This window comes from Streptomyces sp. NPDC048337 (assembly GCF_043201175.1).
In the GTDB taxonomy this organism is placed as follows: domain Bacteria; phylum Actinomycetota; class Actinomycetes; order Streptomycetales; family Streptomycetaceae; genus Streptomyces.
In genome coordinates this window covers 70,158-94,454 of sequence record NZ_JBICYR010000004.1, presented here as the reverse complement: position 1 = coordinate 94,454, position 24,297 = coordinate 70,158, and the positions used below count along the sequence as shown (strand labels likewise).

General features: G+C 71.8%; 18 protein-coding genes and 2 pseudogenes. 16 read left to right on the top strand and 4 right to left on the bottom strand.

Annotated elements, in window-relative coordinates; translation table 11 throughout:
* Positions 1-162 precede the first annotated feature (162 nt).
* Together ACGFYU_RS08415 and ACGFYU_RS08410 are read left to right on the top strand one after the other, a co-directional pair.
* Positions 163-672, top strand: coding sequence for a SigE family RNA polymerase sigma factor (locus ACGFYU_RS08415; RefSeq protein ID WP_393826498.1), 510 nt, complete (start codon positions 163-165; stop codon positions 670-672).
* A 68-nt stretch (positions 673-740) separates the two neighbouring features.
* Positions 741-2,015, top strand: coding sequence for a hypothetical protein (locus ACGFYU_RS08410; protein WP_393826497.1), 1,275 nt, complete (start codon positions 741-743; stop codon positions 2,013-2,015).
* A gap of 6 nt (positions 2,016-2,021) precedes the next feature.
* Here ACGFYU_RS08410 and ACGFYU_RS08405 read toward each other — a convergent pair whose 3' ends face one another.
* Positions 2,022-3,695: a bifunctional 3'-5' exonuclease/DNA polymerase gene (locus ACGFYU_RS08405; protein ID WP_393826496.1), complete on the bottom strand. Its 1,674-nt coding sequence runs from the start codon at positions 3,693-3,695 to the stop codon at positions 2,022-2,024.
* A 78-nt stretch (positions 3,696-3,773) separates the two neighbouring features.
* On the opposite strand from ACGFYU_RS08405, the gene ACGFYU_RS08400 reads away from it, so the two are divergent.
* From ACGFYU_RS08400 to ACGFYU_RS08390, 3 genes are all read left to right on the top strand, one after another.
* Complete coding sequence (locus tag ACGFYU_RS08400) at positions 3,774-4,952, top strand: DUF2786 domain-containing protein (RefSeq protein ID WP_393826495.1); 1,179 nt, start codon at positions 3,774-3,776, stop codon at positions 4,950-4,952.
* A gap of 264 nt (positions 4,953-5,216) precedes the next feature.
* Positions 5,217-7,262, top strand: a complete 2,046-nt coding sequence (locus ACGFYU_RS08395) for an FUSC family protein (RefSeq protein WP_393826494.1) — start codon at positions 5,217-5,219, stop codon at positions 7,260-7,262.
* Between the two features lie 175 nt (positions 7,263-7,437).
* Positions 7,438-7,674, top strand: coding sequence for a DUF397 domain-containing protein (locus ACGFYU_RS08390; RefSeq protein ID WP_112450436.1), 237 nt, complete (start codon positions 7,438-7,440; stop codon positions 7,672-7,674).
* A 126-nt stretch (positions 7,675-7,800) separates the two neighbouring features.
* Here ACGFYU_RS08390 and ACGFYU_RS08385 read toward each other — a convergent pair whose 3' ends face one another.
* Positions 7,801-8,310 (bottom strand): ATP-binding protein, encoded by a 510-nt coding sequence (locus tag ACGFYU_RS08385; RefSeq protein WP_393826493.1) that lies wholly within the window; start codon positions 8,308-8,310, stop codon positions 7,801-7,803.
* 342 nt (positions 8,311-8,652) lie between these two features.
* Between ACGFYU_RS08385 and ACGFYU_RS08380 the strand changes: the two genes are divergently transcribed.
* The 7 genes and pseudogenes from ACGFYU_RS08380 to ACGFYU_RS08350 form a co-directional block, all read left to right on the top strand.
* Complete coding sequence (locus ACGFYU_RS08380; protein ID WP_393826492.1) at positions 8,653-9,531, top strand: helix-turn-helix domain-containing protein; 879 nt, start codon at positions 8,653-8,655, stop codon at positions 9,529-9,531.
* 89 nt (positions 9,532-9,620) lie between these two features.
* On the top strand, positions 9,621-11,078 hold the full coding sequence (locus ACGFYU_RS08375; RefSeq protein ID WP_393826491.1) for an aldehyde dehydrogenase family protein: 1,458 nt from the start codon (positions 9,621-9,623) through the stop codon (positions 11,076-11,078).
* Positions 11,079-11,118: 40 nt separating this feature from the next.
* A pseudogene (gene mrdA / locus ACGFYU_RS08370) lies at positions 11,119-13,185 on the top strand (penicillin-binding protein 2); the annotation flags it as partial.
* A 97-nt stretch (positions 13,186-13,282) separates the two neighbouring features.
* Complete coding sequence (locus ACGFYU_RS08365; protein ID WP_393826490.1) at positions 13,283-13,795, top strand: DinB family protein; 513 nt, start codon at positions 13,283-13,285, stop codon at positions 13,793-13,795.
* Positions 13,796-13,819: 24 nt separating this feature from the next.
* Positions 13,820-14,419 carry a PadR family transcriptional regulator gene (locus ACGFYU_RS08360; RefSeq protein ID WP_393826489.1) on the top strand — a complete coding sequence of 200 codons (600 nt, stop codon included), beginning with the start codon at positions 13,820-13,822 and terminating at the stop codon, positions 14,417-14,419.
* A gap of 44 nt (positions 14,420-14,463) precedes the next feature.
* Positions 14,464-15,228: a MerR family transcriptional regulator gene (locus tag ACGFYU_RS08355; protein WP_393826488.1), complete on the top strand. Its 765-nt coding sequence runs from the start codon at positions 14,464-14,466 to the stop codon at positions 15,226-15,228.
* Between the two features lie 119 nt (positions 15,229-15,347).
* Positions 15,348-16,007: pseudogene (locus ACGFYU_RS08350) on the top strand (DedA family protein); the annotation flags it as partial.
* Between the two features lie 221 nt (positions 16,008-16,228).
* On the opposite strand, the gene ACGFYU_RS08345 reads toward ACGFYU_RS08350, so the two are convergent.
* Both ACGFYU_RS08345 and ACGFYU_RS08340 read right to left on the bottom strand, forming a co-directional pair.
* On the bottom strand, positions 16,229-17,875 hold the full coding sequence (locus ACGFYU_RS08345; protein ID WP_393826487.1) for a threonine/serine exporter ThrE family protein: 1,647 nt from the start codon (positions 17,873-17,875) through the stop codon (positions 16,229-16,231).
* A gap of 1,214 nt (positions 17,876-19,089) precedes the next feature.
* Positions 19,090-19,584: an inorganic diphosphatase gene (locus ACGFYU_RS08340; RefSeq protein ID WP_019888410.1), complete on the bottom strand. Its 495-nt coding sequence runs from the start codon at positions 19,582-19,584 to the stop codon at positions 19,090-19,092.
* 135 nt (positions 19,585-19,719) lie between these two features.
* Between ACGFYU_RS08340 and dacB the strand changes: the two genes are divergently transcribed.
* From dacB to hpt, 4 genes are all read left to right on the top strand, one after another.
* Positions 19,720-21,141 carry a D-alanyl-D-alanine carboxypeptidase/D-alanyl-D-alanine-endopeptidase gene (dacB, locus tag ACGFYU_RS08335; RefSeq protein WP_393826486.1) on the top strand — a complete coding sequence of 474 codons (1,422 nt, stop codon included), beginning with the start codon at positions 19,720-19,722 and terminating at the stop codon, positions 21,139-21,141.
* A gap of 38 nt (positions 21,142-21,179) precedes the next feature.
* The gene (locus tag ACGFYU_RS08330) at positions 21,180-22,325 is read left to right on the top strand and encodes a zinc-dependent metalloprotease (RefSeq protein ID WP_393826485.1); all 1,146 of its coding nucleotides are present in this window, start codon (positions 21,180-21,182) and stop codon (positions 22,323-22,325) included.
* A gap of 223 nt (positions 22,326-22,548) precedes the next feature.
* The gene (gene tilS / locus ACGFYU_RS08325) at positions 22,549-23,580 is read left to right on the top strand and encodes a tRNA lysidine(34) synthetase TilS (protein ID WP_393826484.1); all 1,032 of its coding nucleotides are present in this window, start codon (positions 22,549-22,551) and stop codon (positions 23,578-23,580) included.
* Positions 23,581-23,645: 65 nt separating this feature from the next.
* On the top strand, positions 23,646-24,206 hold the full coding sequence (hpt, locus tag ACGFYU_RS08320; protein ID WP_114053543.1) for a hypoxanthine phosphoribosyltransferase: 561 nt from the start codon (positions 23,646-23,648) through the stop codon (positions 24,204-24,206).
* Positions 24,207-24,297: the final 91 nt, after the last annotated feature.

The following is a 24,297-nucleotide window of genomic DNA, read 5'->3' as shown; positions in this document are numbered from 1 at the left end:
TACCGGTCCAGTACAAGGCGCCCCAAAGGCGCGGGGTTCGCCCCCCGCATACCCGACATGGCTCAATGGTGGCACTTGCGTGTTCGTAGGTTGAGCGTATTCGTGAAACATTCTGGCCGACCCATCGCGTCAACCGGGTGAGACGGATGCGAGGGGGAGTACATGCGGCAGGGTCGCAGAGACGGGTTCCGCGATTTCGCGGCAGGGCGCTCGGCGCATCTGTACCGGTCGGCCTGTCTGCTGGCGAGCGGGGACACCCACCTCGCCGAGGACCTGGTGCAGGAGACCCTGGGGCGGATGTACCTGCTCTGGGGGCGGATCTCGCGCATCGACAATCCGGCGGCGTACGCGCAGACGGTGCTGGTACGGGCCTTCCTGACCCACCAGCGCCGCCGGTCGGCCGGGGAGCGCCCGGTCGGCGAGTTCCCCGACTCGGGCGCGGCGGTGGGCGGCGATCCGGCGCTGCGGCTGACGCTGCTGGAGGCGCTGGGGCGGCTGGCGCCCAAGGACCGGGCGGTCCTGGTGCTGCGGTACTGGGAGGACCGCAGCGTCGAGGAGACCGCCGACGCGATGAACGTCAGCTCGGCGGCGGTCCGGACCCGGACCTCGCGGGCGCTGGCCCGGCTGCGGGAGCAACTGGGCGGCAGTCTGGCCGAGTTCGCCGAGCGCTGAGGTCGTCCTCGGCCGTGTTGCCGGTCGCGTAGTTCTTCACACCCATGAAACGGAAGGTCTGGTTCCCCATGTCCTTTGAAGACGAGCTCGGCGAAGCCCTCCGGCGTACGGGGGAGGAGTTCACCACCGACCGCGGTGCCCTCGTGGACGCCGGAGAGCGGCGCGGCCGGCGGCTGGTGGCCCGCCGCAGGGCCGCCGTGGTCGGCGGATCCGCGCTGGCCCTGGCCGTGATCGGCACGGCCGGCGCCTGGACCGGCGGCCTGATCGGCGGCCTCGGTTCCGGTGCGAGCACGGTGGCCGCCTCCGGCTCCGGCGGCCCGTCCGGGCCGTCGACCGCCGGAGGGGCCAAGTCGCGCATCGGCACGGGCGCGGTCTCGGCCGAGCAGCTGGTCGGCGTACTCACGAGCCTGCTGCCGGGCGGACTGGTCTCCGACACCACGGCACGCGGCACGGGCGACGAGCCGGGCCCGATGGTCTCCGGCGTGTACGACGACGGGAAGGGCAAGGCGGCGATCAACGTCTCCCTCGGGCGCACCAACCCGCAGGAGCTGGCCGGCACCCGCCTGCTGGAGTGCCCCGACGAGAACCTCCAGGAGTTCGACTCCTGCAAGGTCGAGGACCTGGGCGCCGGCTCGCGGCTGCTGACCTACCAGGGCTACGAGTACCCGGACCGCCGGGAGGACACGAAGCGGTGGCGGACGGTGCTGGTCACCGCCGAGGGCTACCAGGTGGACGTACAGGAGTGGAACGCGGCGGCGGAGAAGGGCGCGCCGGTCTCGCGGTCCAACCCGCCGCTCTCCCCGGCCCAGTTGAAGAGCTTCACGACCTCCCCGCTGTGGCTGCCGGCGCTGCAGGACCTGCCGGCGGCCCCGGCCCCGTCGGAGAACGGGCAGGCCGCGCAGCCCGCCACGGGCGCGGCGCTCCGGGAGCTCCTCGAACAGCGGGTCAAGTGGTTCGGGGTTCCGGTCGTCACCGCGGGCGGCGTGGGGGACCAGGGCTACGTCGTGCTGGACGAGGGCAAGGGCCGCTCCCTGGTCGAGGTGGAGGTCCAGCGGGGCAACGAGGCCTACGGGGCCCTCGCGCAGTACTTCGAGCACGTGGGGTACACGACGCTGCCGGACGGCACCAAGATGGTGGTGAAGCAGGAGCCCGGTGAGAAGGGCGGGGCGGGAGTGGTCCGGTGGTTCGTGGACACGCTGCGCCCGGACGGCAGCCGGATCATCGTCTCCGCCTACAACTCGAAGAACCAGAACGCGGCCGCGACCCGCGCGGAGCCCGCGCTGACGATGGACCAGCTGAAGTCCATCGCGACGAGCGAGGCGGTGATCGCCTTCGCCAAGTAGCCGCGCTCACTTGGCGTCGGCGTAGCACTCCACGATCGCCGTCGTGAACGGGAACCGGACCGGGGTCTCGCCGAAGGCGATCCGGCCGGCCCGGTCGCCGGCGGCGCGGATCGCCCCGGCGACGGCCTCGGCCTCCTCGGCCGGGCAGTGCACGATCACCTCGTCGTGCTGGAAGAACACCAGCTCGGCGCGCATGCCGGCGGTCGCCTGCCGCAGGGCCGCGAGCAGCAGCAGGGCCCAGTCGGCGGCGCTGCCCTGCACGACGAAGTTGCGGGTGAAGCGGCCGCGGGCCCGGGTGTTCGACGAGGAGTGGCTCGGGGTCCAGCTGTCGTCCCGGTCCTGCGGGATCCCGGCCTCGCCCTCCTCGGGCGCGTCGGCGGGCGGCGGGCTGGTGCGGCCCAGCCAGGTCCGTACGAGCCGGCCCTCCTCGCCGGCCCGGGCCGCGTCGTCCACGTAGGCCACGGCCCGGGGGAAGCGGCGGCGCAGCGCGGCCAGGTTCTTCAGGCCGTCGCCGGAGGTCTGGCCGTAGACCGCGCCCAGGACGGCGAGTTTGGCCTTGTCGCGGTCGCCGGAGAAGCCCTGGCGGGAGACGGCGGTGTAGAGGTCCTCGGGGCGGCCGGCGACCTCCATGAAGGCGGGGTCGCGGGAGATCGCGGCGAGCACGCGCGGCTCCATCTGGTCGGCGTCGGCGACGACGAGCCGCCAGCCGGGGTCGGCGACGACGGCCCGGCGGATCACCTTGGGGATCTGCAGGGCCCCGCCGCCGTTGCTGACCCAGCGGCCCGTGAGGGTGCCGCCGGGGATGAACTCCGGGCGGAAGCGGCCGTCGCGGACCCAGTCCGCGAGCCAGCTCCAGCCGTGGGCGGTGTAGATCCGGTACAGCTTCTTGTACTCGATCAGCGGTTCGACCGCGGGGTGGTCCAGTTCCTGGATGGCCCAGCGGCGGGTGGACGTGAGCTTGATCCCGGCCTCGGCGAAGGCCTTGATCACGTCGGCGGGCAGGTCGGGGCGCACGCGTCTGCCGAAGGCGGCGGAGACCCGGTCGGCGAGCTCGGCGAGGCGGCGGGGCTCGCCGCCGCCCGCGTAGCGCTCGCCGAGCAGCTCGGTGAGGAGGGCGCGGTGGACGTCGGCCCGCCAGGGCAGGCCCGCGCGGTTCATCTCGGCGGCCACGAGGAAGGCGGCGGACTCGGTGGCGACCAGCAGCCGCATGCGGTCGGGGTGGGCGGTGGCGTCGAGGCGCTTCGCCTGGTCGGCGTGGACGGCGATCAGGGCGTCGAGGGGGAGCGGGGCCGGGCGGGGGTCGAAGAGGGAGTCCTGCGCGCCGGGCTCGGCGGCGCGCTGCGGGGGATCGGGCGGTACGGGGGCGTGGGTGAGCCGGGCCCAGGCGGCCGCCGCCGAGCGGGGCTCCCCGACGCGGCCCTCGTGGCCGAGCAGGAGGAGCTCGGCGGCCTCGATGTCGTGGCACCGCTCCACGCGGGCGCCCGCGGCGAGCAGGCGGGGGTACACGGCGGCGGTGGACGGCCAGACCCACCGGGTACCGGGCGGGGCGGCCCGCACGGCCTCTGCGGGATCCCGCACGCTGATCCGCGCTCCGGCCGATGTGGCCGGGTCCACGGGCGCGGCGAGCCACGACCCGTCGCCGTCCTCGGCGAGGGCCCACCGGCCGCCGTGCTCGCTCACGAGTGCGAGTGTCCCACCGGGGTCTGACAGTCCGGCGCATCCGGACCGTGCTGTCTGCGGACATGCCAAGCTGAACGGGTGAGAAACCATGCCGAGACCGTTGACCGGGCCTGTGCCGCCGCGCTCTACGGCGACGATGACGCCGGTCTGGACACAGGGGCCTCGGTGCTCGTCGCCCAGCCGGAGGGGTGGGGCGGGGTCGGGCGGGAGCTGCTGGCGCGCGGGGAGGCGTACGTACGGCAGGCCTGGGAGCGCGGCTGGCAGCCGGCCGACGTGCTCCGGCTGGTGCGGCGGGACCTGGAGGAGCGGCACCTGCGGATCACCGGGGACCTGATCGCCGCCGAGGCGCGCCGCTACGCCCGACTCCCCGAGCGGTGGACCGGCGCCGAGGTGTGGTGGACGGGCGACGACGCCTACGCCGAGCGGCTCGCGCAGCGCGAGCGGGCGGACCGGTTCACGCTGGCCACCGCCGTCCTGGAGGTGTTCCGGCTGCTGATCCGGCTGCCCTCCATCGAACCGGTGGGTCCGGTTCCCGGGGACCCGGCCGCCGATGCCCTGGAGCACGCGCACATCGAGCCCCGCATGCTGGGCCGCATCCGGGCCCTGCTCGCCAAGGCCGAGGCCACCACCTTCCCGGAGGAGGCGGAGGCGCTCAGTGCCAAGGCCCAGGAGCTGATGGCCCGGCACACCGTGGACGAGGCGGTGCTCGCGGCGAGCGGCAAGGGGCCGGCCCGGGTCCCGGCGGCGTGCCGGATCGGCGTGGAACCGCCGTACGAGGAGGCCAAGGCGGTCCTGCTCGACGCGGTGGCCACCGCCAACCGCTGCCGGGCGGTGTGGAACAGCGGCCTGGAGTTCTCCACGGTGGTCGGCTTCGAGAGCGATCTGGAGGCGGTGGAGCTGCTGTACACCTCGCTGCTCGTGCAGGGCACGGCGGCGATGACCCGCGCGGAGGCCGCGCAGCGCTCCGGCGGCCGCAAGCGGACGAAGACCTTCAGGCAGTCCTTCCTGCTCGCCTACGCGAGCCGGCTGGGCCAGCGGCTCGCCGAGACCGCCGAGCACACGGCGAGCGAGGCCCCGGACAACCTGCCGGCGCTGGTGGCCCGCGACGTCGCCGTCAGCTCGCGGGCGGACGAGATGTTCCCCCGCACCACGACCACCCGGCTGCGCGGAGCCACCGACCACGCGGGCTGGGAGCACGGCACGGCGGCGGCTGACGCCGCCCACGTCGGGGGCCGCGGCAGACCGCTCCCGCGCTAGCGCGGGTGGCCGGTGCGGCTCACCGATCGGGGCTCCGCCCCGCACCCCGCGCCTCAAACGCCGGCGGGGCTGACATTGCCCTGCTGGCAATCCAGCCCGGCCGGGCGGACGGCATCAGCCAAATCGAGCCTCCCCGGCGTTTGAGGGGCCGCCGGAGGCACATCAAGCCCGCCTGCGCTTGAGGCGAGGGACCGGGGCAGCGCCCCGGCAGCGGTGCCCCGCCCGATCCGGACGGATGCGGGCAAAGGGGCTACGCTCGGCGCCATGAGCTGGCTCCGGGCGCTGAAGGACACCGCCCGGTCGGGCATGGCGGTCGAGCGGACCCGGCTCGAACCCCTCATCGCCCTGCGCGCGGCAGCCGGGCTCGCGATCGTCATCGGCGCCGGGCTCGCCCTCCTCGGCCCCGGCTCGGCGGCCAGTTCCGCCTTCGGGGCCTTCATGGCCGCCATCGCCACCTTCCAGCAGAGCTGGCGGCCCCGCCCCGTCCTCGCCCTCGCCTCCGGTCTGACCCTGGCCGTGTCCACCTTCGTCGGCTACCTCGTCGGGTCCTCGCACACCGCGCTCTTCCTCGCGCTGCTCGCCGTCTGGACCTTCCTGGCGAGCCTGCTCTGGGCGGCCGGCCCCACCGCCGGGATCATCGCCTCCGGCAACGTCGCGATCATGCTGGTCACCGTCACCCTGCCCACGTCGGTGCCGCAGGCCGCGGGGCACGCCGCGATGATCGCTGCCGGCGGGGTGGTCCAGGCGCTGCTCATCGTGCTCTTCCCGGTCCGCCGCTGGGGCGCCCAGCGCGACGCCCTGGCCGACGCGCTCGCCGCCGAGGCCGACTACGCCCGCCGGCTGCGCCAGGATCCCGTCGCCTCCTTCGACCCGGAGCCGCTGATGCGGGCGCGGGCCGCCGCCACGGTGACGCCCCGCCAGGCCCGCCGGCGTCCCGCCGAACTCCACGGGGCACGGGGGCTCGCGGAGAGGATCCGGCCGGTGCTGGCCTCGCTCGCCGATCCGGCCGTCGGGGCCCCCGCCGAGGGCCCCGGCCGGGACCGCGTGCGCGAACTGCTCGCCGCGGCCGCCTCGGTGCTGGACGCCGCCGCGCACGCGATCCGGCACGGCGATCCGGTACGCCTCCCAGCGCCCGCCCTGGCGGTCCTCAAGTCCCCCGATACGCCCGATCTCCTCACCGGCGCACCCCTGCGCGCCGCGCGCCGGCTCGCCGCCCTGCTGGACGACGTACTGGAGACGGCCGAGCCGGGATCCGGGCGTACGGCCGATCCCGGGGAGTCGATGCTGAGGCCCACGATGCTCGGCCTGGTGCCGCTGGTCCTGAATGCCGTACGGGCCGAACTGCACCCCGGGTCCCCGATCCTGCGCCACGCCCTGCGCGTGACCGCCGTGGCCTGCGCGGGCCTGTCGATCGGCCACGCGCTGCCGTTCGGGCACGCCTACTGGGCCCCGATGGCCTCCGTGATGGTCATGCGCCCCGACTTCAGCCAGACCTACTCGCGCGCCGTCGCCCGCTTCGGCGGCACCCTCGTCGGGGTCGCCGTCGCCACCGGCATCGTGCAGCTGGCGCAGCCCGGCATGTACCTGTCCGGCTTCCTCGCCGTCCTCAGCGCGGCCCTCATGTACGTGCTCATGCGCACCGGGTACGCCGTCGCGCAGGTCTTCGTCTCCGCTTACGTGGTCTTCCTGCTCGGCATGGGCGGGGTCCGCTGGGACCAGACCGTGCCCGACCGGGTCGCGCTCACCCTGGTCGGCGGGCTGCTGGCGATGGTCGCGTACGCCCTTTACCCGGCCTGGGAGACCCCGCGGCTGCGGACCCGCCTGGCCGACTGGATCGCCGCCGACGGGCGGTACGCCGCCGCCGTCGTCAGCCAGTACGCCGACCCGGCCGGGGCCCGGCGCGCCGACGTCCGCGAGGCCCTGCTGGCCGCCCGCGACGCCCGGGTCGCCTGGCAGGACGCGCTCGCCCGGGCCGCCGGGGAGCCCGTGCGCCACCGGGGGCTGTCCCGCGCGGCCGCCGACGACGCGGGGGACGCCCTGGCCGCGCTGGGCCGGGGGGCCATGCTGCTGGAGGCCCACTTCCCGGACCGCGCACACGATCCGGTCCCGGGCGCGGCCGCCCTCGCCGAGGCACTGCGCACCGCCACTGAGGCGGGCGCGAAGGCGGTGCGGGAGCGCCGGGTGCCCTGCTGGGACCCGGTCCGGGCGGTGCTGGCGGATTGGGAGGCGCCCGGGTCGGGGGTGCTGCGCGGGGCCGCCGACCAGCTCCTGGGCTCGCTGGACGAGGTGTCGGAGGCGCTTCGCCCGTGAGGGTGATCTGCAACCGGAGCCCGGTCGGCCTACGTCTGACCCTTCGCCCGACCCTTCGTCCGGCCTGTGTGTGATCAAGGGACCACCCCGCGTGCACGTGCATCTGCCCATGCATCAGCCCATGAACAGAGCTATGATCCGGTGCAGTTGACATCTGCACTATCGGGGGCTTCCTGTGGACCACGCGTACAACGGGATGGCAGCTGCAGAACTCGACGGAGTGACCTGGCAGAAGAGCAGGCACAGCAACTCACAGGGATCCTGTGTGGAGTTCGCGAAACTGCCCGGCGGCGACGTCGCCATGCGCAACTCGCGCTTTCCGGACGGACCGGCGCTCGTCTACACGCCGGCCGAGATAGAGGCCCTGCTCCTGGGCGTCAAGGACGGCGAGTTCGATCACCTGATCAGCTGACGGAACGGCGCATCCATCAAGCCATGCACGTGCAGCGGCCGGGATTGATCGCAACGATCAATCCCGGCCGGTTGTCCTGTCCTTGTAGTCCTTGTAGTCCTTGTAGCCCTTGTCGCCGATCGCGGTTCAGTCCTGGAGCAGGAACAGCGCCCAGACCACCTTGCCGGTCAGCCGTCCCGCGAGCGGGTGCCAGCCCCAGCTGTCGCTGTACGAGTCCACCAGGAACAGCCCCCGCCCGGACTCCAGGTCGAAGTTCTCCTCCGTCCGCTCCGGCGAGAAGGCCCCGCCGGGCCGGTCCTCGCTGGGATCGCGCACCGCGCACACCAGCCGGGTGCTCCACCGCATCAGGTGCAGCCGTACCGGCGGCTCCGCCTCCCCGGCCGGTCGCCGCGAGTCCTCGGGCAGGGCGTGGCGCAGCGCGTTGGTGACGAGCTCGGAGACGACCAGCGCCACGTCGTCGAAGCGGTCGTCGAGACCCCACTGCGACAGCGTGGAACGGGTGAACGTACGGGCACCGCGCACCGCCTCGAAGCGGGCGGGCAGGGCGCAGGAGGCGGACCCGGAGACAGCCGTGGGGTCGACCGGGGGCAGCCCCTGCCGTAACGGCTCGAGCATGGTCGATCCATTCGTCCCCATGCGAGGCACTCCCGGGATTCGCGGGCGGAGCGGTCGTCTCCGTCCAGAAAGAACTGCGGGGTGGGTCCGTGCGCCGGCGCGAAGAGCACGCAGGTGCGCGGGGACCATCGTTCCGAATGGCGGAGCCGGATGCAAGGGCAGATGCACGTGCACGCGCCGGACCTGTCCGCTCCCGTGACGGTTCTTGCTCATTTCTTCCTACGCATACTTACGGACTTCTTTTGCGGGACGCCGAATTCCGTTACAGAACGAGTACGGGCCGATGCGTTTTGGTGGCAGACTGCGGCCCCTGGGGTACGGGGGCCCCGCGACGCACGCGCACACCACGCGCACGCCAATGCGATGGGGAGGGCAGTACTAGTGACCGCAGAAGCAAGCGGTTCTGTGGTGCGCCGCATCCTCCTGGGCTCCCAGCTCAGGCGACTCCGAGAATCCCGCGGCATCACCCGTGAGGCGGCCGGCTACTCGATCCGCGCATCCGAATCGAAGATCAGCCGCTTGGAGTTGGGAAGGGTGAGCTTCAAGGCCAGAGACGTCGAGGACCTCCTGACGCTCTACGGAGTCACGGACAGCGCCGAGCGCGAGTCCTTGCTGGGCCTGGTCCGCGAGGCCAACGCGACCGGCTGGTGGCACAGTTACGGCGACGTGCTGCCCGGATGGTTCCAGACCTACATCGGTCTTGAGGGCGCCGCCTCGCTCATCCGCATCTACGAGGTCCAGTTCGTGCACGGCCTGCTGCAGACCGAGGCCTACGCCCACGCCGTCGTCAGCCGCGGCATGCCCGGCGCCACCGCCGCCGAGATCGACCGCCGCGTCGCGCTGCGCCTGGAGCGCCAGAAGGTCCTCGTCTCCGAGAACGCCCCGGTCTTCCACGCCGTCCTCGACGAGGCCGCGCTGCGCCGCCCGTACGGCGACCGCGACGTCATGCGCGGCCAGCTGGAGCACCTCATCGAGGTCTCCCAGCGGCCCAACGTCCAACTCCAGGTGATGCCGTTCTCCTTCGGCGGCCACGCGGGCGAGAGCGGAGCCTTCACCCTGCTGCGCTTTCCCGAGTCCGACCTGCAGGACATCGTCTATCTGGAACAGCTCACCAGCGCCCTCTACCTGGACAAGGAAGAGGAAGTGGGGCAGTACGAGCGGGCGATGCGGCGACTTCAGGACGACTGCCCGGACCCGGACCGGACCCGGGATCTTCTCCGCGGCCTCCTCCAACTGTCTTGATTCGCACGTAGTATGACGTCTGATCAGTGCATGACGACCGATCGGTCTCCGGTGCAGCGCACGGGTGCGCGCTCGCAGTAAGGGATGGCATGTCCATATTCAGCGACCTGGCGCACCAGTACATCGACGGCGAATGGCTGGCCGGTACCGGTTCGTGGGACATCATCGACGTCAACCCCTACAACGGCGAGAAGCTCGCCGCCATCACCGTGGCCACCGTCGAGCAGGTGGACCAGGCCTACCGGGGCGCCGAGCGCGCGCAGAGGGAATGGGCCGCCACCAGCCCCTACATCAGACGCGAGGTCCTGGAACGCGCCCTGCGGATCACCGAGGAGCGCGAGAAGGAGATCGTCGAGGCGATGATCGACGAGCTCGGCGGGACCCGTCCCAAGGCCGAGTACGAGGTCTACCTCGCCAAGGAGTTCATCCGCGAGTCCCTCCAGCTGGCCGTCCGCCCCGAGGGCCGGATCCTGGCCTCGCCGGTCGAGGGCAAGGAGAACCGGGTCCAGCGCCTCCCCGTGGGTGTCGTCACCGTGATCAGCCCCTTCAACTTCCCCTTCCTCGTCACCCTGAAGTCGGTCGCCCCGGCACTGGCGCTGGGCAACGCGGTGGTGATCAAGCCGAACCAGAACGCCCCGGTGGTCGGCGGGGGACTCATCGCCCGGATCTTCGAGGAGGCGGGACTCCCGGCGGGCCTGCTGAACGTCCTCGTCACCGACATCGCCGAGATAGGCGACGCGCTCCTGACGCACCCCGTCCCCAAGGTGATCTCCTTCGCGGGATCCGACCGGGTCGGCCGGCACGTCGGCGCGGTCGCCGCCCGCCACTTCAAGCGGACGGTCCTGGAGCTCAGCGGAAACAGCGCCCTGGTCGTCCTCGACGACGCGGACCTCGACTACGCGGTGGACGCGGCGATCTTCAGCCGGTTCGTCTACCAGGGCCAGGTCTGTATGGCCGCCAACCGCATCCTCGTCGACGCCGCCGTCGCCGAGGAGTTCACCGAGAAGTTCACCGCCCGTGTGCGGAGCCTGAAGACGGGCGACCCGCACGAGGCCGACACCCAGATCGGCCCGCTGATCAACTCCTTCCAGGCCGACGCCCTGACCGCACTCGTGGACCGGGCCGTGGAATCCGGCGCGACGGCCCTCGTACGGGGCTCCACGCGCGGCAACCTGGTCGAGCCCACCGTGCTGGCCGGGCTCCCCGAGGACTCCCCGCTGCTGGGCCAGGAGATCTTCGGCCCGGTGGCGCTGCTGGTGGTCTTCGACGGCGAGGACGAGGCCGTACGGCTGACCAACGCGACCCCGTACGGGCTGAGCGGCGCCGTGCACACGCGGGACGTGGAACGCGGCGTCCGCTTCGCGCAGCGCATCGAGACCGGCATGATCCACGTCAACGACTCCACGATCGGGGACGAGCCGCTGGCCGCCTTCGGCGGTGAGAAGGCCTCCGGCCTGGGCCGCCTCAACGGCGAGGCCACCGTCGAGGCCTTCACCACGCAGAAATGGATCTCGGTGCAGCACGGACGGAGCCGCTTCCCGTTCTAGACTCATCCGGGCGTACGGCATGCGTCCGGGGGAGATCGAGTTGAGCAACATACCGGAGACCGGCCGGACCCCTCGGGTCCAGAACCGGCTCGTCGTCATCCAGATCGTGGTCTTCTCGCTGCTGCTCACCCTGGGCGGGCGGCTCTGGTACCTCCAGATACGCAATGGCCAGAGCTACACCGACGAGGCCAAGAACAACCACGTCCAGCGCGTGGTCCAGCCCGCCGTGCGCGGCTCGATCCTGGACTCGCGCGGAGTCCCGCTCGCCGACAACGCGACCCACCTCGTGGTCTCAGCCAACCGCACCGAGCTGCTCACCATGAAGGACAAGGGCAAGGACGTCCTGACCCGCCTCGCCGGGGTCCTGGGCATGGACCCCCAAGAGGTGGTCGACAAGGTCCGGCTCTGCGACGCCAAGACCCCCAAGCCCTGCTGGAACGGCTCCCCCTACCAGCCCATCCCGGTCAGCGACGAGGCCACCACCGAGCAGGCGCTCCAGATCCACGAGCACGCCGAGGACTTCCCCGGCATCACCGCCGAGCCCACCGCCATGCGCCGCTACGCCGCACCGGACGAGGCCAACACCTCCCAGGTGCTCGGCTACCTCTCGCCGGTCACCGACGAGGAGATCGCCAAGGCGAAGAGCTCCGATTCGCCCTACCTGCGCTCCGACCAGGTCGGCCGCTCCGGCCTGGAGCGCACGTACGACAAGGAGCTGCGCGGCAAGGCGGGCATCACCCGCTACGAGGTGGACAACCTCGGCCGCGTCACCGGCCAGGGCCAGACCGACAAGGCGCAGCCCGGCTCGAACATCGTGACCTCGATCGACTCGCGCGTACAGGCGGTCGCCGAGCGCGAGCTGAACAACGCGATGATCGAGGCCCGCAAGACGCACGACAAGAACACCGGCAGGAACTACGAGGCGGACTCGGGCGCCGTGGTGGTCATGGAGGCCAAGACCGGCCGCGTCGTGGCCATGGCCTCGAACCCGACCTACGACCCGAACGCCTGGGTCGGCGGCATCTCGGCCAAGGACTACGCCGGACTCACCGACAAGGACTCGAACTACCCGCTGCTGAACCGGGCCATCCAGGGCCAGGCGGCGCCCGGCTCCATCTTCAAGGTCGTCTCCTCGACGGCGGCGGTGAACGCCGGGTATCCCTTCAACAGCCGCTATCCCTGCCCCAGCTCGTACTCGGTCGGCAGCCAGACCTTCACCAACTTCGAGTCCCAGGGCCACGGCGACATCACCATCGGCCGGGCGCTTGAGGTCTCCTGCGACACGGTCTACTACGCCCTCGCGGACCAGGAGTGGAAGAGGGACGGCGGAATCAACCCGAAGAAGAACCCGAACGACTGGTTCTTCAAGACCGCCCACGAGTTCGGGCTCGGCAAGCCCACCGGCATCGACCTGCCCAACGAGGTGAGCGGCCGGGTCCCCGACCGCAAGTGGAAGCAGGACTTCTTCGAGGCCAACAAGGCCGCCTGGTGCCGGGACGGCAAGAAGAACGGCTCCTTCGCAGAGAAGATCGCCTACGAGAACTGCCGCCAGGGCAACCAGATGCGCGAGGGCGACGCCATCAACTACTCGATCGGACAGGGTGACACGCTCGTCACGCCCATCCAGATGGCGTCCGTCTACGCGGCCATCGCCAACGGCGGCACGCTGCACCAGCCCAGCATCGGCAAGGCGGTCGTGAGCGCCGACGGCAGCCAGGTCCGGGAGATCGCGCCCAAGGTGCAGGCCAAGCTGCCGATGGACGAGAAGACCCGCGACGACATCGACGAGGCCCTCGCCGGGGTGGCCACCAACGGCAGCGCGGCCTGGCGGTTCGGCGGCTGGCCCCAGAAGCAGATCCCGATGCACGCCAAGACCGGCACCGCCGAGGTCCAGGGCAAGCAGACCACCTCGTGGTTCGCCTCGTACACCGAGGACTACGCCATCGTCATGACCATCTCCCAGGGCGGCACCGGCTCCGGGGCCTCCGGGCCGGCGGTCCGGAAGATCTACGAGGCGATGTACGGGCTCGACCCGACGGGCAAGCAGGACCTCTCCAAGGCCCTGCTGCCGCAGCCGGCGACGGCGCTGCCCGTGCTGCGTCCGGATGAAGGAAAGGCGGCCAATTAGGACGCGGGCTGACCGCATTGCTCCGTAGCGTGGTTCTTGTCAGCAGGAGAGACACCGGAAACCAAGGCGGTAGACCATGGCTCAGCTTTCCACCGAGATCCCCGGCGACGAGCGCGGCACGCTCCTAGCCTTCGTCGAGGCCCAGCGCACGGCTCTGCGTGAAACGGTGCTCGGACTGAGCGAGGAGCAGGCCGCGAGCCGCCCCAGCGCCAGCGAGCTCTCCCTGTCGGGGCTGCTCAAGCACACGGCCGAGGTCGAGCTCAACTGGCTGCGGCTGGCCCAGCAGCGGCCCAACGAAGCGCGGCGCAGCCGGGAGACCTGGGGCGACGGCTTCCGCCTGGTCGAGGGCGAGTCCATCCCGTCGGTCCTGGCCTTCTGGGACGGGGTGGCGCGGGAGCTGGAGGCCTTCATCCTGGCCGTGCCCAGCCTCGACGACGTGTTCCCGCTGCCCGAGGCGCCCTGGTTCCCCAAGGACGGCAAGGTCTCGATGCGCTGGCTGCTCCTGCACCTGGTGGAGGAGTTCGCCCGGCACGCGGGCCACGCGGACATCGTCCGCGAGACCCTCGACGGAACCAAGGCCATGGGCTGAAGGGTCCCTGAGTAGCCTGGCCCCATGTCAGCGATCCGGCTCCTCGTCCTCGGTGCCGTGCGCCGGCGCGGGCGGGCGCACGGGTACCAGGTGCTGGGCGACCTGGAGTACCGGGGCGCGCACGAGTGGTCCAACACCAAGCCCGGGTCGATCTACCACGCGCTCAAGCAGATGGCGAAGCAGGGAGTCCTGCACGCCCACGAGGTGGCGCCGAGCGCCGCGGGCGGGCCGCCGCGCACCGAGTACGAGGTCACGGACGCCGGCAGCGCGGAGTACTTCACCCTGCTCCGCGAGGCCCTGGCGGCCTACGACCGGAAGACGGACGTGCTGTCGGCGGCCCTCGGCTTCATGGTCGACCTGCCGCGGGACGAGGTGCTGGCACTGCTGCGCGAGCGGCTGGCGAAGCTGGCGGAGTGGCGGTCGTCGGTGGCCGCCTCCTACGCGCCGGAGGGCGGACACAGCGGACTCATGGGGGAGGTCGCGCACCGCTGGGTGCACTCCGCGGACGCCGAGGAGCAGTGGACGCGCGGGTTGATCGCGCGGATCGAGGCAGGCGCCCACTCCTTCGCGGGCGAGGGCGGGGACCCTGTGGAGGGGAGGGGACTTGCACCTCACGTGGCGTGAGGACCCACAGTGAAGGGCGTACCCAACCAGAGGAGCGGAAGGCAATGGGCTACTCCGTGGGCCAGGTCGCCGGATTCGCCGGAGTCACGGTGCGCACCCTGCACCACTACGACGAGATCGGCCTGCTCTCCCCGAGCGGCCGCAGCCACGCAGGACACCGGCGGTACGACGACGCCGACCTGGACCGGCTGCAGCGGATCCTGTTCTACCGGGAGCTCGGCTTCCCGCTCGACGAGGTCGCGGTCCTGCTGGACGACCCGGATACGGATCCGCGGGAGCATCTGCGCCGGCAGCATGCCCTGCTGACCGACCGGATCGCCCGGCTCCAGCAGATGGCCAAGGCCGTTGAGCACGCCATGGAGGCGAAGAAGATGGGCATCAACCTCACGCCGGAGGAGCGGTTCGAGGTCTTCGGGGACAAGGACCCCGACCAGTACGCGGAGGAGGCCGAGCGGCGCTGGGGCCACACCGAGGCCTACGCGGAGTCGCAGCGCCGGGTCGCCACCTACACCAAGGACGACTGGAAGCGCCTCCAGGACGAGGTCGCCGCCTGGGGCGCCCGGTACGCGGCCCTGGTGGAGGCCGGTGAGCCGGCCGACGGCGAGACCGCCATGGACATGGCCGAGGAGCACCGGCAGCACATCTGCACCTGGTACTACGAGTGCACGTACGAGATCCACACGGGTCTGGGTGAGATGTACGTCTCCGACGAGCGGTTCAGGGAGTTCTACGACTCCATGAAGCCCGGCCTGGGCCTCGCCGAGCACCTGCGGGACGCGATCCTGGCCAACGCGGTGCGCAAGGCGTAGCCGAATCGTCACGGATACGGCCCCCTCCGGCCTCTGGAACCGGGTGGGGGTCGTGTGCGTTGATAATTGAGACCGCCCGCCCCGCAGCACGCCCCCTCATCCAGGAGAGTCCGGAACCCGTGTACACGCTTGCGCTCGGCCCAGAGTGGCTGTCCCCGGACTATCTGATTTCGCACTTCGGATTGATCGGCATCCTGGTCATCGTCTTCGCGGAGTCGGGACTCTTCGCGTTCCTGCCCGGTGACTCCCTGCTGTTCACGGCGGGTCTGCTGGTCGCGAACGGCGAGTACATCAAGCAGCCGCTGTGGCTGGTCTGCACCCTGATCGTGGCCGCCGCGATCATCGGTGACCAGGTCGGCTACATGATCGGCAAGTTCTTCGGGCCCAAGCTGTTCAACCGGCCCAAGTCCAAGATCTTCAAGCGGGAGAACCTGGACAAGGCGCACGAGTTCATGGACAAGCACGGCCCCAAGGCCATCGTGCTCGCCCGCTTCGTGCCGATCATCCGTACGTTCGCCCCGATGGTCGCCGGCGCGGGCTCGATGAAGTACCGCACCTTCCTCACGTACAACGTCATCGGCGGCATCGGCTGGGGCGCGGGCATCACGATCGCGGGCTACTGGCTCGGGCAGATCGAGTTCATCAAGACCAACATCGAGGCGATCCTGGTCCTGATCGTCCTCATCTCGCTCATCCCGGTGATCTTCGAGGTCCTGAAGGCCCGCAAGGAGAAGAAGTCCCTCGCGTCCGAGACCTCCTTCGACCCGGAGGGTTCGCAGACCCCGGGCCAGCGGGGGCGTCACGCGAAGCGGTAGCGCTCCGCTTGGTCAGCCGCGTCGGCGAGCCCCAGGTCTGTCTGTAGCCGCACCTGTGCACTCAGGCCGGCAAAATCCAGCCTCGCCGGCGTTTGAGGCGCGGGGTGCGGGGCGGAGCCCCGGTCTTTGGGCGGCGCCCGCGTTCGAACCGCGGGGCCGGGGCGGAGCCCCGATTGAAACCCCCGCTAGAAGCCGCGCGTCCGCTTCGCGGCGCGCCGCTTCGCCGCGCTGGCCGCCCCCGGAATCCGCATGAACAGGCGGGACGTCTCCGACCCCAGGTTCACCCCGATCGCGATGGCCAGCGCGATGGCCGCGGCGTTCGTGAGCGAGCCGAGCCCCTCGTTCAGCCGGTTCTCGGCGATCAGCAGCAGCCCGTAGTACGTCGCCGAGCCCGGCAGCAGCGGGCCGATCGCGGCCGTCACGTACGGGAGGGCGGAGGCGAAGCGGTAGCGGGAGAACAGCTGCCCGAAGAGCCCCACCAGCCCGGCCGCCACCGCGGTGGACGGCACGGGCGGGATGCCCCCCGCGTAGTGCAGGGCCCCGTACGTCACCCAGGCGACCCCGCCGTTGAGCGTCACGATCCACACGGTGGACCGTTCCTGCTGGAGCAGGATCGCGAAGGTGAACACCAGCACCATCGACGCCGCGATCTGGATCGGCGGCCGCGAGGTGATCTGGAGGACCTCGTCCGGGTTGGGGGCGGCGCCGAGCTGGAGCCCGAGGTAGAGCACGACGAGCACGCCCATGATGATGCCGATGAAGAGGTACATGACCTCCAGCAGCCGGGCGGACGCGGTGATGTAGAAGCCGGTCAGGCCGTCCTGGACGGCCGCGACCAGGGCCCGCCCGGGCAGCAGCGCGAACAGTCCGCCGGTGATCACGGCAGAGGCCCGTACGTCGATCTCGGTGAGCTTGAGCGCGACCCCGATCGCGGCGGGCGGCATCGCGGCGACCACGAACTGGTAGAACTCCGGCAGCCCGCGCCCCGCGCACAGCCACGCCAGCCGGTCGCCGAGCACCGCCCCGAGCGCGGCCGCGAAGAACACGAGCACCCCGCCGCCGACCAGCGTGGAGGCGGCCCCGGCGAGCAGGCCGGCGGCGGCCGTGAGCACCCAGCCGGGGTACGGGTGGCGGTTGCGGCGGATCTCCGCCAGGCGGCGGTAGGCCTCCTCGAGGGAGATGTCGATCTCGTGCGCGCTGATGTCGTCCACGAGGCGGTACACGGCCGCGAGGCGGGTGTAGTCGGTGCCGCGGCGGCGGACCGTGCGGTTGGCCGAGACGGGGTCGTCGACGAGGGAGGGCTGGTGCGTGATGGACAGCATCGTGAAGGTGACGGTCGGCTCGCAGCGGTCCAGCCCGTAGGAGCGGGCCACGGCGAACATCGCGGCCTCCACGTCCTCGGCGCCCTCGCCGCCGGCGAGCAGCAGCTCGCCGATGCGCAGGGTCAGGTCGAGTACGCGGCCCACGGCGGGCCCGGCCTCGGTCGGCTTCTGCACGAGGTCCGGTACGGGCCGCACGTCGACCGGCATGCGCAGCATCGTGCGCATCCGGTCCTGCCAGGGGGACTCCTTCATGCGGGCTACGGGGAAACCCTGGCCGGGGGTGTAGGCGGGAGGGGAGTGCTGGGCGCTGTAAGTGGCCGGGGGAGCGAAAGCGGAACCCTCGGGCTCGGCGGCGGGCAGCTCGGCACCCGCCGGCCGGGCGAACTCGGAGGTCGGCTGGTCCTCCTCCGGAACCTCCGGCTCCATCCCCGGCGGCACGGAGAACGCGCTGTGCGCCTCATCGGACTTCGGCTTCCGGTCCTCGGCACCGGCTCCTTCGGCCTCCGCCACACGTCCTCCAGTCCTGGCAGCCCGGTATCAGTATGCGGAATCGTTTCGGTGACGTGCTCGGTCGGGGCCTTGGGCCCCCTCTCACCGCCGGGGACTCGGCAGTCCGGCGAGCGGGGTCGGTCCTTCGCGCTCGGTCGGCGCTTTCACCCCGCTCTCACCAGCGTGGCGGTGCGGTGGTTGCCCACCCGCCTCCCTCGGTGGCGAGACCGGGCCTCGGTAGTCCGGTGAGCGGGGTCGGTCCCGTCGGTATTTTGCTCGGGCGGGCGGTGACAGGGGTGCGGGGCTTTGCGCTCGGTCGGCGCCTGTACCCCCCTCGCACCGCCGCGGCGGTGCGGTGGTTGCCCACACCCGCCTCCCTCGGTGGCGAGACCGGGCCTCGGTAGTCCGGTGAGCGGGGTCGGTCCCGTCGGCATTTCGCTCGGGGAAGTCGGCCTGCTGGTCGGTGGCTTCGGGGTTCGGGGGCTCAGTGACCCGGCATCAGGGAGGGTTGGGGGTTTCCCGTCAGTCTCATCGTCTCTCCGGGTCGGGCCGGTCCCTCAAGAGCGCTCCCTGCGGTCGCGTCGCTTCGCGAGGGCCTTCGGCCCCCCTTGACCGACCGGCCCGACCCGGAAATCCGAAGACTGCCGGGAAGCCCCCAAAGGAACGGGCCGGGTCAGAGACACGGGCACGGGGAGGCCAGGGAGGTGCGGGCCCGCTTCCCCAGGCCGGCCAAGCCCCATCACCCAGGCCGGGCAGCGCCAGGGGCGCGGGCATCAGGCACACCGCCACCGGGGCCCACATGTATGCTCCGCGCCGGGCGCGGCTCTGCCCGCACGAAACAGCGGCGAGAAGCCCATCGGGGGACGGCGGGCGCGGCAGATCGCTACGCGCTCCTCCTTGACGGCGTCCGGCGGCCGTCTGGGGGCTGGACATAGGCCGCCACTGATCGCCACGCAGCTGAGGCGGTCTGGCGGCGGTCAGCCCGGTATGGGCTGGGGACAAGCCGCCACTGACCGATGTGGCTGGGGTGATCTGGCGGCGGACCCGCACGAGATGGCGGCCGGACGGGCATCATCAGGCACGTTCGGCCTCGTCGGCGTTTGAGGCGCGGGGCCGGGGGCCCCAGGTGTGGCAGGGCTGGAACGTGACAGCGGGCGGTATCCCCTCGGGATACCGCCCGCCTTGTCACGTGGGGCGCTGGGGCGTGCCCCGGCCCGTTACCGCCGAGCGCGAGCTCAGTGGGCGCCGCCCTGGGCTTCGAGGCGCTTGTACGAGGCCTCGATCTCGGCCTCGGCCTCGGCGCGGCCGACCCAGTTCGCGCCCTCGACGGACTTGCCCGGCTCCAGGTCCTTGTAGACCTCGAAGAAGTGCTGGATCTCCAGGCGGTCGAACTCGGACACGTGGTGGATGTCGCGCAGGTGCTCGACGCGCGGGTCGGAGGCCGGCACGCACAGCAGCTTGTCGTCGCCGCCCGCCTCGTCCGTCATGCGGAACATGCCGATGGCGCGGCACTTGATCAGGCAGCCCGGGAAGGTCGGCTCGTCAAGGATGACCAGCGCGTCCAGCGGGTCGCCGTCCTCGCCGAGGGTGTTCTCGACGAAGCCGTAGTCGGCCGGGTAGCTGGTCGAGGTGAAGAGGCGACGGTCCAGGCGGATCCGGCCGGTCTCGTGGTCCACCTCGTACTTGTTCCGCGAACCCTTGGGGATCTCGATGGTGACGTCGAACTCCACGTCCTGCTCCTCCATGCTCCGAGTTGATAGCGCGTCCGGCCCAGCCCTGCCGGGTGGGGTGCCATGCTCGCGGCAAGACGCAGTGGTTAAGTGTCCCTCACGCATATGTGTGATCGCGAAAGGGGCTGGTCCGAGGTGCCATATGTCAAGACGTGGCAGCTCATCGCGGGGTCGGCCGTCTCCGGCCTGGCCCTGTCGGTGGCACTGGTGGCCGCCGCAGGTCCATGGGACTCCGGCCAGCGTAAGGCCGAGCGGGACAGGGCCGCCTCCTGGGGCCGTACGGGTGGCGCAGATCACGGTGGGGACGCGCTTCCGGAGGCCGCGCCCAGTGCCCCTGGGGTGCTCGGGGCGGTCGGGCCCGGCGCTCCCCGGAAGGAGGCGGCGGCCGCCTCCGAGGGGCTCGCGGCCGCGCTGCGGCCGCTGCTGGCCGACCCCGCGCTCGGGTCGGTCCGTACCGCCTCAGTCGTCGACACCGCCACCGGGCAGGTCCTCTACGAGTCCGGGGCGCGCGACGCGATGACGCCCGCTTCCACTGTCAAGATCGCCACCGCGGCTGCGGCGCTGGCCGCGCTGGGGCCGGAGCACCGGATCCGGACCACGGTCATGCCGGGCGCGAAGGCCGGAGAGATCGTGCTCGTGGGTGGTGGGGATCCCTCGCTCACCGCCAAGAAGAAGGCCCCGGCCGGATCAGGGGGCAGCCTCGTCGCCCTGGCCGCGGACACCGCCCAGGCCCTGAAGGCGGCCGGGACCGAGAGTGTGCGGCTGGGGTACGACGACTCCCTGTACAGCGGGCCCGCCCGGCACCCGATCGGCGTCAATCCCAACATCGCGGTGGTGACCGCTCTGGCGGCCGATGAGGGGAGGCCCGACGATTCCGTGTCCGGGCCCGTCGACCGCGTCGAGGACCCGGCCGGGGCCGCCGCCAGGGCCTTCGGCGCCCTGCTGGCCGAGCGTGGCGTCAAGGTCATCGGTGAGCCGGTACGGGCCAAGGCCGGCGGCGGCGATCCGCTGGCGGTCACGTTGTCCACGCCCCTCGGCGGGCTCGTCGAGCGGATGCTGACCAACAGCGACAACGACATCGCCGAGGCGCTGGCGCGGCAGACCGCTCTGGCCGCTGGGCAGCCCGGCAGTTTCGAAGGTGCTGAGAAGGCTGTGGGAGCGAAGCTCGCCGGGTTGGGGGTGGACGTCTCCGGGGCGCGGTTCGCCGATGGGAGTGGGCTCAATCGGGCGGACAGGGTGAGTGCCGGCCTCTTGACCGGGATCCTCGCCAAGGCCGCCGAGCCGGGGCACCCAGAGCTCCGGCCCGTGCTGACCGGGCTGCCGGTGGCGGGATTCACCGGGACCCTGCGCGCGCGCAATGCCGGGACCTCCCCGGCCGCGGGGCTGGTGCGGGCCAAGACCGGCACCCTGACCGGGGTCAATTCGCTGTCGGGGACCGTCGTGGATCCGGGTGGGCGGCTTCTCGCGTTTGCCTTTCTGACCGCGAACAGCGCCGACGGGGCCGCCGCCGAGAAGGGGCTCGACAAGCTGGCCGCCGCCGTCGCGAGCACTTCGTAGGGGGTCCGCCCGACCGCTGGTCCACGTACCGTTGACGCATGACGAGCATCAGTGGTGCGGAGATGGTCGACTGGAACCTCGCGGTGGCGACCGCGACCCGGCTGGTGCGGCCCGGCCCGGAGGTCAGCCGGGACGAGGCGCGGGCCGTCGTCGCGGAGCTGCGCGGCCACGCCAGGACCTCGGAACGGCATGTGCGCGAGTTCACCCGGATGATCCCCGATGGGGCACCCGTCAACGACACGCCGGTGCTGGTCGTCGACCGGGGCGGCTGGGTCAAGGCCAATGTGGCCGGCTTCCGCGAGTTGTTGCAGCCGCTGCTCGGGAAGCTCCAGGACCGCCGTGCGGGCACCCCCGGCGGGGCCGTGTTCGGCGCGGTCGGCGGGAAGGTCACAGGCGTCGAGCTGGGCATGCTGCTGAGCTTCCTGGCCTCCCGGGTGCTGGGGCAGTACGAGACCTTCGCGCCGGTCTCCCGTGATCTGCCGGGCTCCGGCGCGGGCGGCGGGCGGCTGCTGCTCGTCGCGCCGAACATCGTGCACGTAGAGCGCGAGCTGGAGGTGAACCCGCACGACTTCCGGCTCTGGGTCTGCCTGCACGAGGAGACGCACCGTACCCAGTTCACGGCCGTCCCGTGGCTCCGCGACCACTTGGAGGGCGAAATCCAGACGTTCCTCGGCGCCACCGAAGTGGACCCGATGACCGTCCTGGAGCGCCTGCGCGAGGCCGCCCAGTCCTTCGCGGGCGCCCGCCCCGACGCCGAGCGCGGCGAAGAGGGCCGGTCCCTCGTAGAGATCGTGCAGACGCCCGAGCAGCGCGAGGTGCTGGGCCGGCTGACCGCCGTCATGTCCCTGCTGGAGGGGCACGCCGACTACGTCATGGACGGCGTCGGGCCGCAGGTGGTGCCCTCCGTCGCCGAGATCCGGGAGAAGTTCCAGCAGCGCAGGGCCAGTGGCGCCGGGCGGCTCGACGCCGCGCTGCGCAAGCTGCTGGGCCTGGACGCGAAGCTGCGGCAGTACCGGGACGGCGAGCGGTTCGTGCGCGCCGTCGTCGGCCAGGTCGGGATGGAGGGCTTCAACCGGGTGTGGACCTCCCCGAACACGCTGCCGACCAAGGCCGAGATCGCCAAGCCCGCGGACTGGGTGGCCCGCGTACACCGCAAGGGGAGCGAAGAGAGCGAACGAGGGTGACTCAGGGGGCGTAAACATGTCTCACTGGGGGAAGCAGCATCACCCGTCCGAGGGACCGTGGGCCGTGGAAGGGCGTGCGATGCTCGGGGAACGGCTCGGTTCTGTCACCATCGACGCACTCTGAGTGACATCCCCGCCCCGGCGGGGGTACCGGGCACCACCCACAGCGCACCACACCCCCAAAGCCTCCGAGGCATCCGAACTCCATCGAAGGGCACCGGACATGGGTCCCCATCCTGCGGTCGCGGCGATACGCCTGGCGGTCCGCCGCGTACTCCACGACGTCCTCACCGACCTCACCGTTCCCGCCGACCCCCGCACCGGTGCGGGCGCCCCGCCACTGGTCCTCGTCGCCTGCTCCGGCGGCGCCGACTCCATGGCCCTCGCCTCGGCCCTCGCCTTCGAGGCCCCCAAGCTCGGCATCCGGGCCGGTGGCATCACCGTCGACCACGGCCTCCAGCCCGGCTCCGACCTGCGCGCCGCCGAGGTCGTCTCCCGCATGACCGCCCTCCGCCTCGACCCGGTGGAGTCCGTCGCCGTGCGCGTCGGCCGCGACGGCGGACCCGAGGCCGCCGCCCGCGACGCCCGCTACGCGGCCCTGGACGAGGCCGCCGACCGGCTGGGCGCCGCCGCCGTGCTGCTCGGCCACACCCGGGACGATCAAGCCGAAACCGTCCTGCTGGGCCTCGCCCGCGGCTCCGGCATCCGCTCGCTGTCCGGCATGGCGGAAGTGTCCGGCGGGCCCGGCCGCAACAACCGCTACCGCCGCCCCTTCCTCCAGGTCGACCGGCAGACCGCCCGCAAGGCCTGCATGGTCCAGTCCCTGGCCGTCTGGGACGACCCGCACAACATCGACCCCGCCTACACCCGCTCCCGCCTGCGCCACGAGGGACTGCCCGCCCTGGAGAAGGCGCTGGGCAAGGGGGTCGTCGAGGCGCTCGCCCGCACCGCCCAGCTCTCCCGCGACGACGCCGACGCCCTCGACGCCTGGGCCGCCGAGGCGGAGACCGGCGTACGGGACGAGGACGGCCGCCTGGAGTGCGCCAAGCTGTACGCCCTGCCCCCGGCCGTCCGCCGCCGGGTGCTGCGCAGGGCCGTGGTCGCCGCCGGTTCTCCCGCAGGCTCCCTCTTCGCCCGCCACATCGAGGAAGTCGACCGGCTCATCACCGGATGGCGCGGCCAGGGCGCCATCAACCTGCCCGGCCGGGTCGAGGCCCAGCGGCAGGGTGGCAGACTTGTCATCCGGCAGGGCTGATTGGTGCTGAAACACGGCTGAGTCCTCCGGGGGACCCCCCGGAGCCCCGGCCGACAACGAAAGTGATGCGGGTGGACGAGAAGGACATGGGCAGCGACCTGGCGTCGGTGCTCATCACCAAGGAAGAGATCGACGCGAAGCTGGCCGAGCTGGCCGCGAAGATCGATGCGGAGTACGCGGGCAAGGACCTGCTCATCGTCGGTGTCCTCAAGGGCGCGGTGATGGTGATGGCGGACCTGGCGCGTGCCTTGTCCACCCCGCTCACCATGGACTGGATGGCGGTGTCCTCGTACGGCGCCGGGACCCAGTCCTCCGGCGTGGTCCGGATCCTCAAGGACCTGGACACCGACATCAAGGACAAGCACGTCCTGATCGTCGAGGACATCATCGACTCCGGTCTGACGCTGTCCTGGCTGCTGTCGAACCTGGGCTCCCGCCAGCCGGCCTCGCTGGAGGTCGTCACGCTGCTGCGCAAGCCCGACGCGGCGAAGGTCGCGATCGACGTGAAGTGGGTCGGCTTCGACATCCCGAACGAGTTCGTCGTGGGCTACGGCCTCGACTACGCGGAGAAGTACCGCAACCTGCCGTTCGTCGGCACGCTCGCCCCGCACGTCTACGGCGGCTGATCCCGCTCCCGGCCCCTGGGAACCCCGGTGAAGGCCCGGGGAACCTGGGGGCGATTCCCGCCGTTGGAGCAGGGGAAGGCGGGTCTGTCAG

Coding starts and splice junctions, on each gene's coding strand:
- ACGFYU_RS08375 (WP_393826491.1), top strand. CDS start 9,621: ATGTCCATATTCAGCGACCTGGCGCACCAGTACATCGACGGCGAATGG.
- ACGFYU_RS08360 (WP_393826489.1), top strand. CDS start 13,820: ATGTCAGCGATCCGGCTCCTCGTCCTCGGTGCCGTGCGCCGGCGCGGG.
- hpt (WP_114053543.1), top strand. CDS start 23,646: ATGCGGGTGGACGAGAAGGACATGGGCAGCGACCTGGCGTCGGTGCTC.
- ACGFYU_RS08365 (WP_393826490.1), top strand. CDS start 13,283: ATGGCTCAGCTTTCCACCGAGATCCCCGGCGACGAGCGCGGCACGCTC.
- ACGFYU_RS08330 (WP_393826485.1), top strand. CDS start 21,180: ATGACGAGCATCAGTGGTGCGGAGATGGTCGACTGGAACCTCGCGGTG.
- tilS (WP_393826484.1), top strand. CDS start 22,549: ATGGGTCCCCATCCTGCGGTCGCGGCGATACGCCTGGCGGTCCGCCGC.
- ACGFYU_RS08410 (WP_393826497.1), top strand. CDS start 741: ATGTCCTTTGAAGACGAGCTCGGCGAAGCCCTCCGGCGTACGGGGGAG.
- ACGFYU_RS08380 (WP_393826492.1), top strand. CDS start 8,653: ATGGGGAGGGCAGTACTAGTGACCGCAGAAGCAAGCGGTTCTGTGGTG.
- ACGFYU_RS08415 (WP_393826498.1), top strand. CDS start 163: ATGCGGCAGGGTCGCAGAGACGGGTTCCGCGATTTCGCGGCAGGGCGC.
- ACGFYU_RS08385 (WP_393826493.1), bottom strand. CDS start 8,310: ATGGGGACGAATGGATCGACCATGCTCGAGCCGTTACGGCAGGGGCTG.
- ACGFYU_RS08395 (WP_393826494.1), top strand. CDS start 5,217: ATGAGCTGGCTCCGGGCGCTGAAGGACACCGCCCGGTCGGGCATGGCG.
- ACGFYU_RS08355 (WP_393826488.1), top strand. CDS start 14,464: ATGGGCTACTCCGTGGGCCAGGTCGCCGGATTCGCCGGAGTCACGGTG.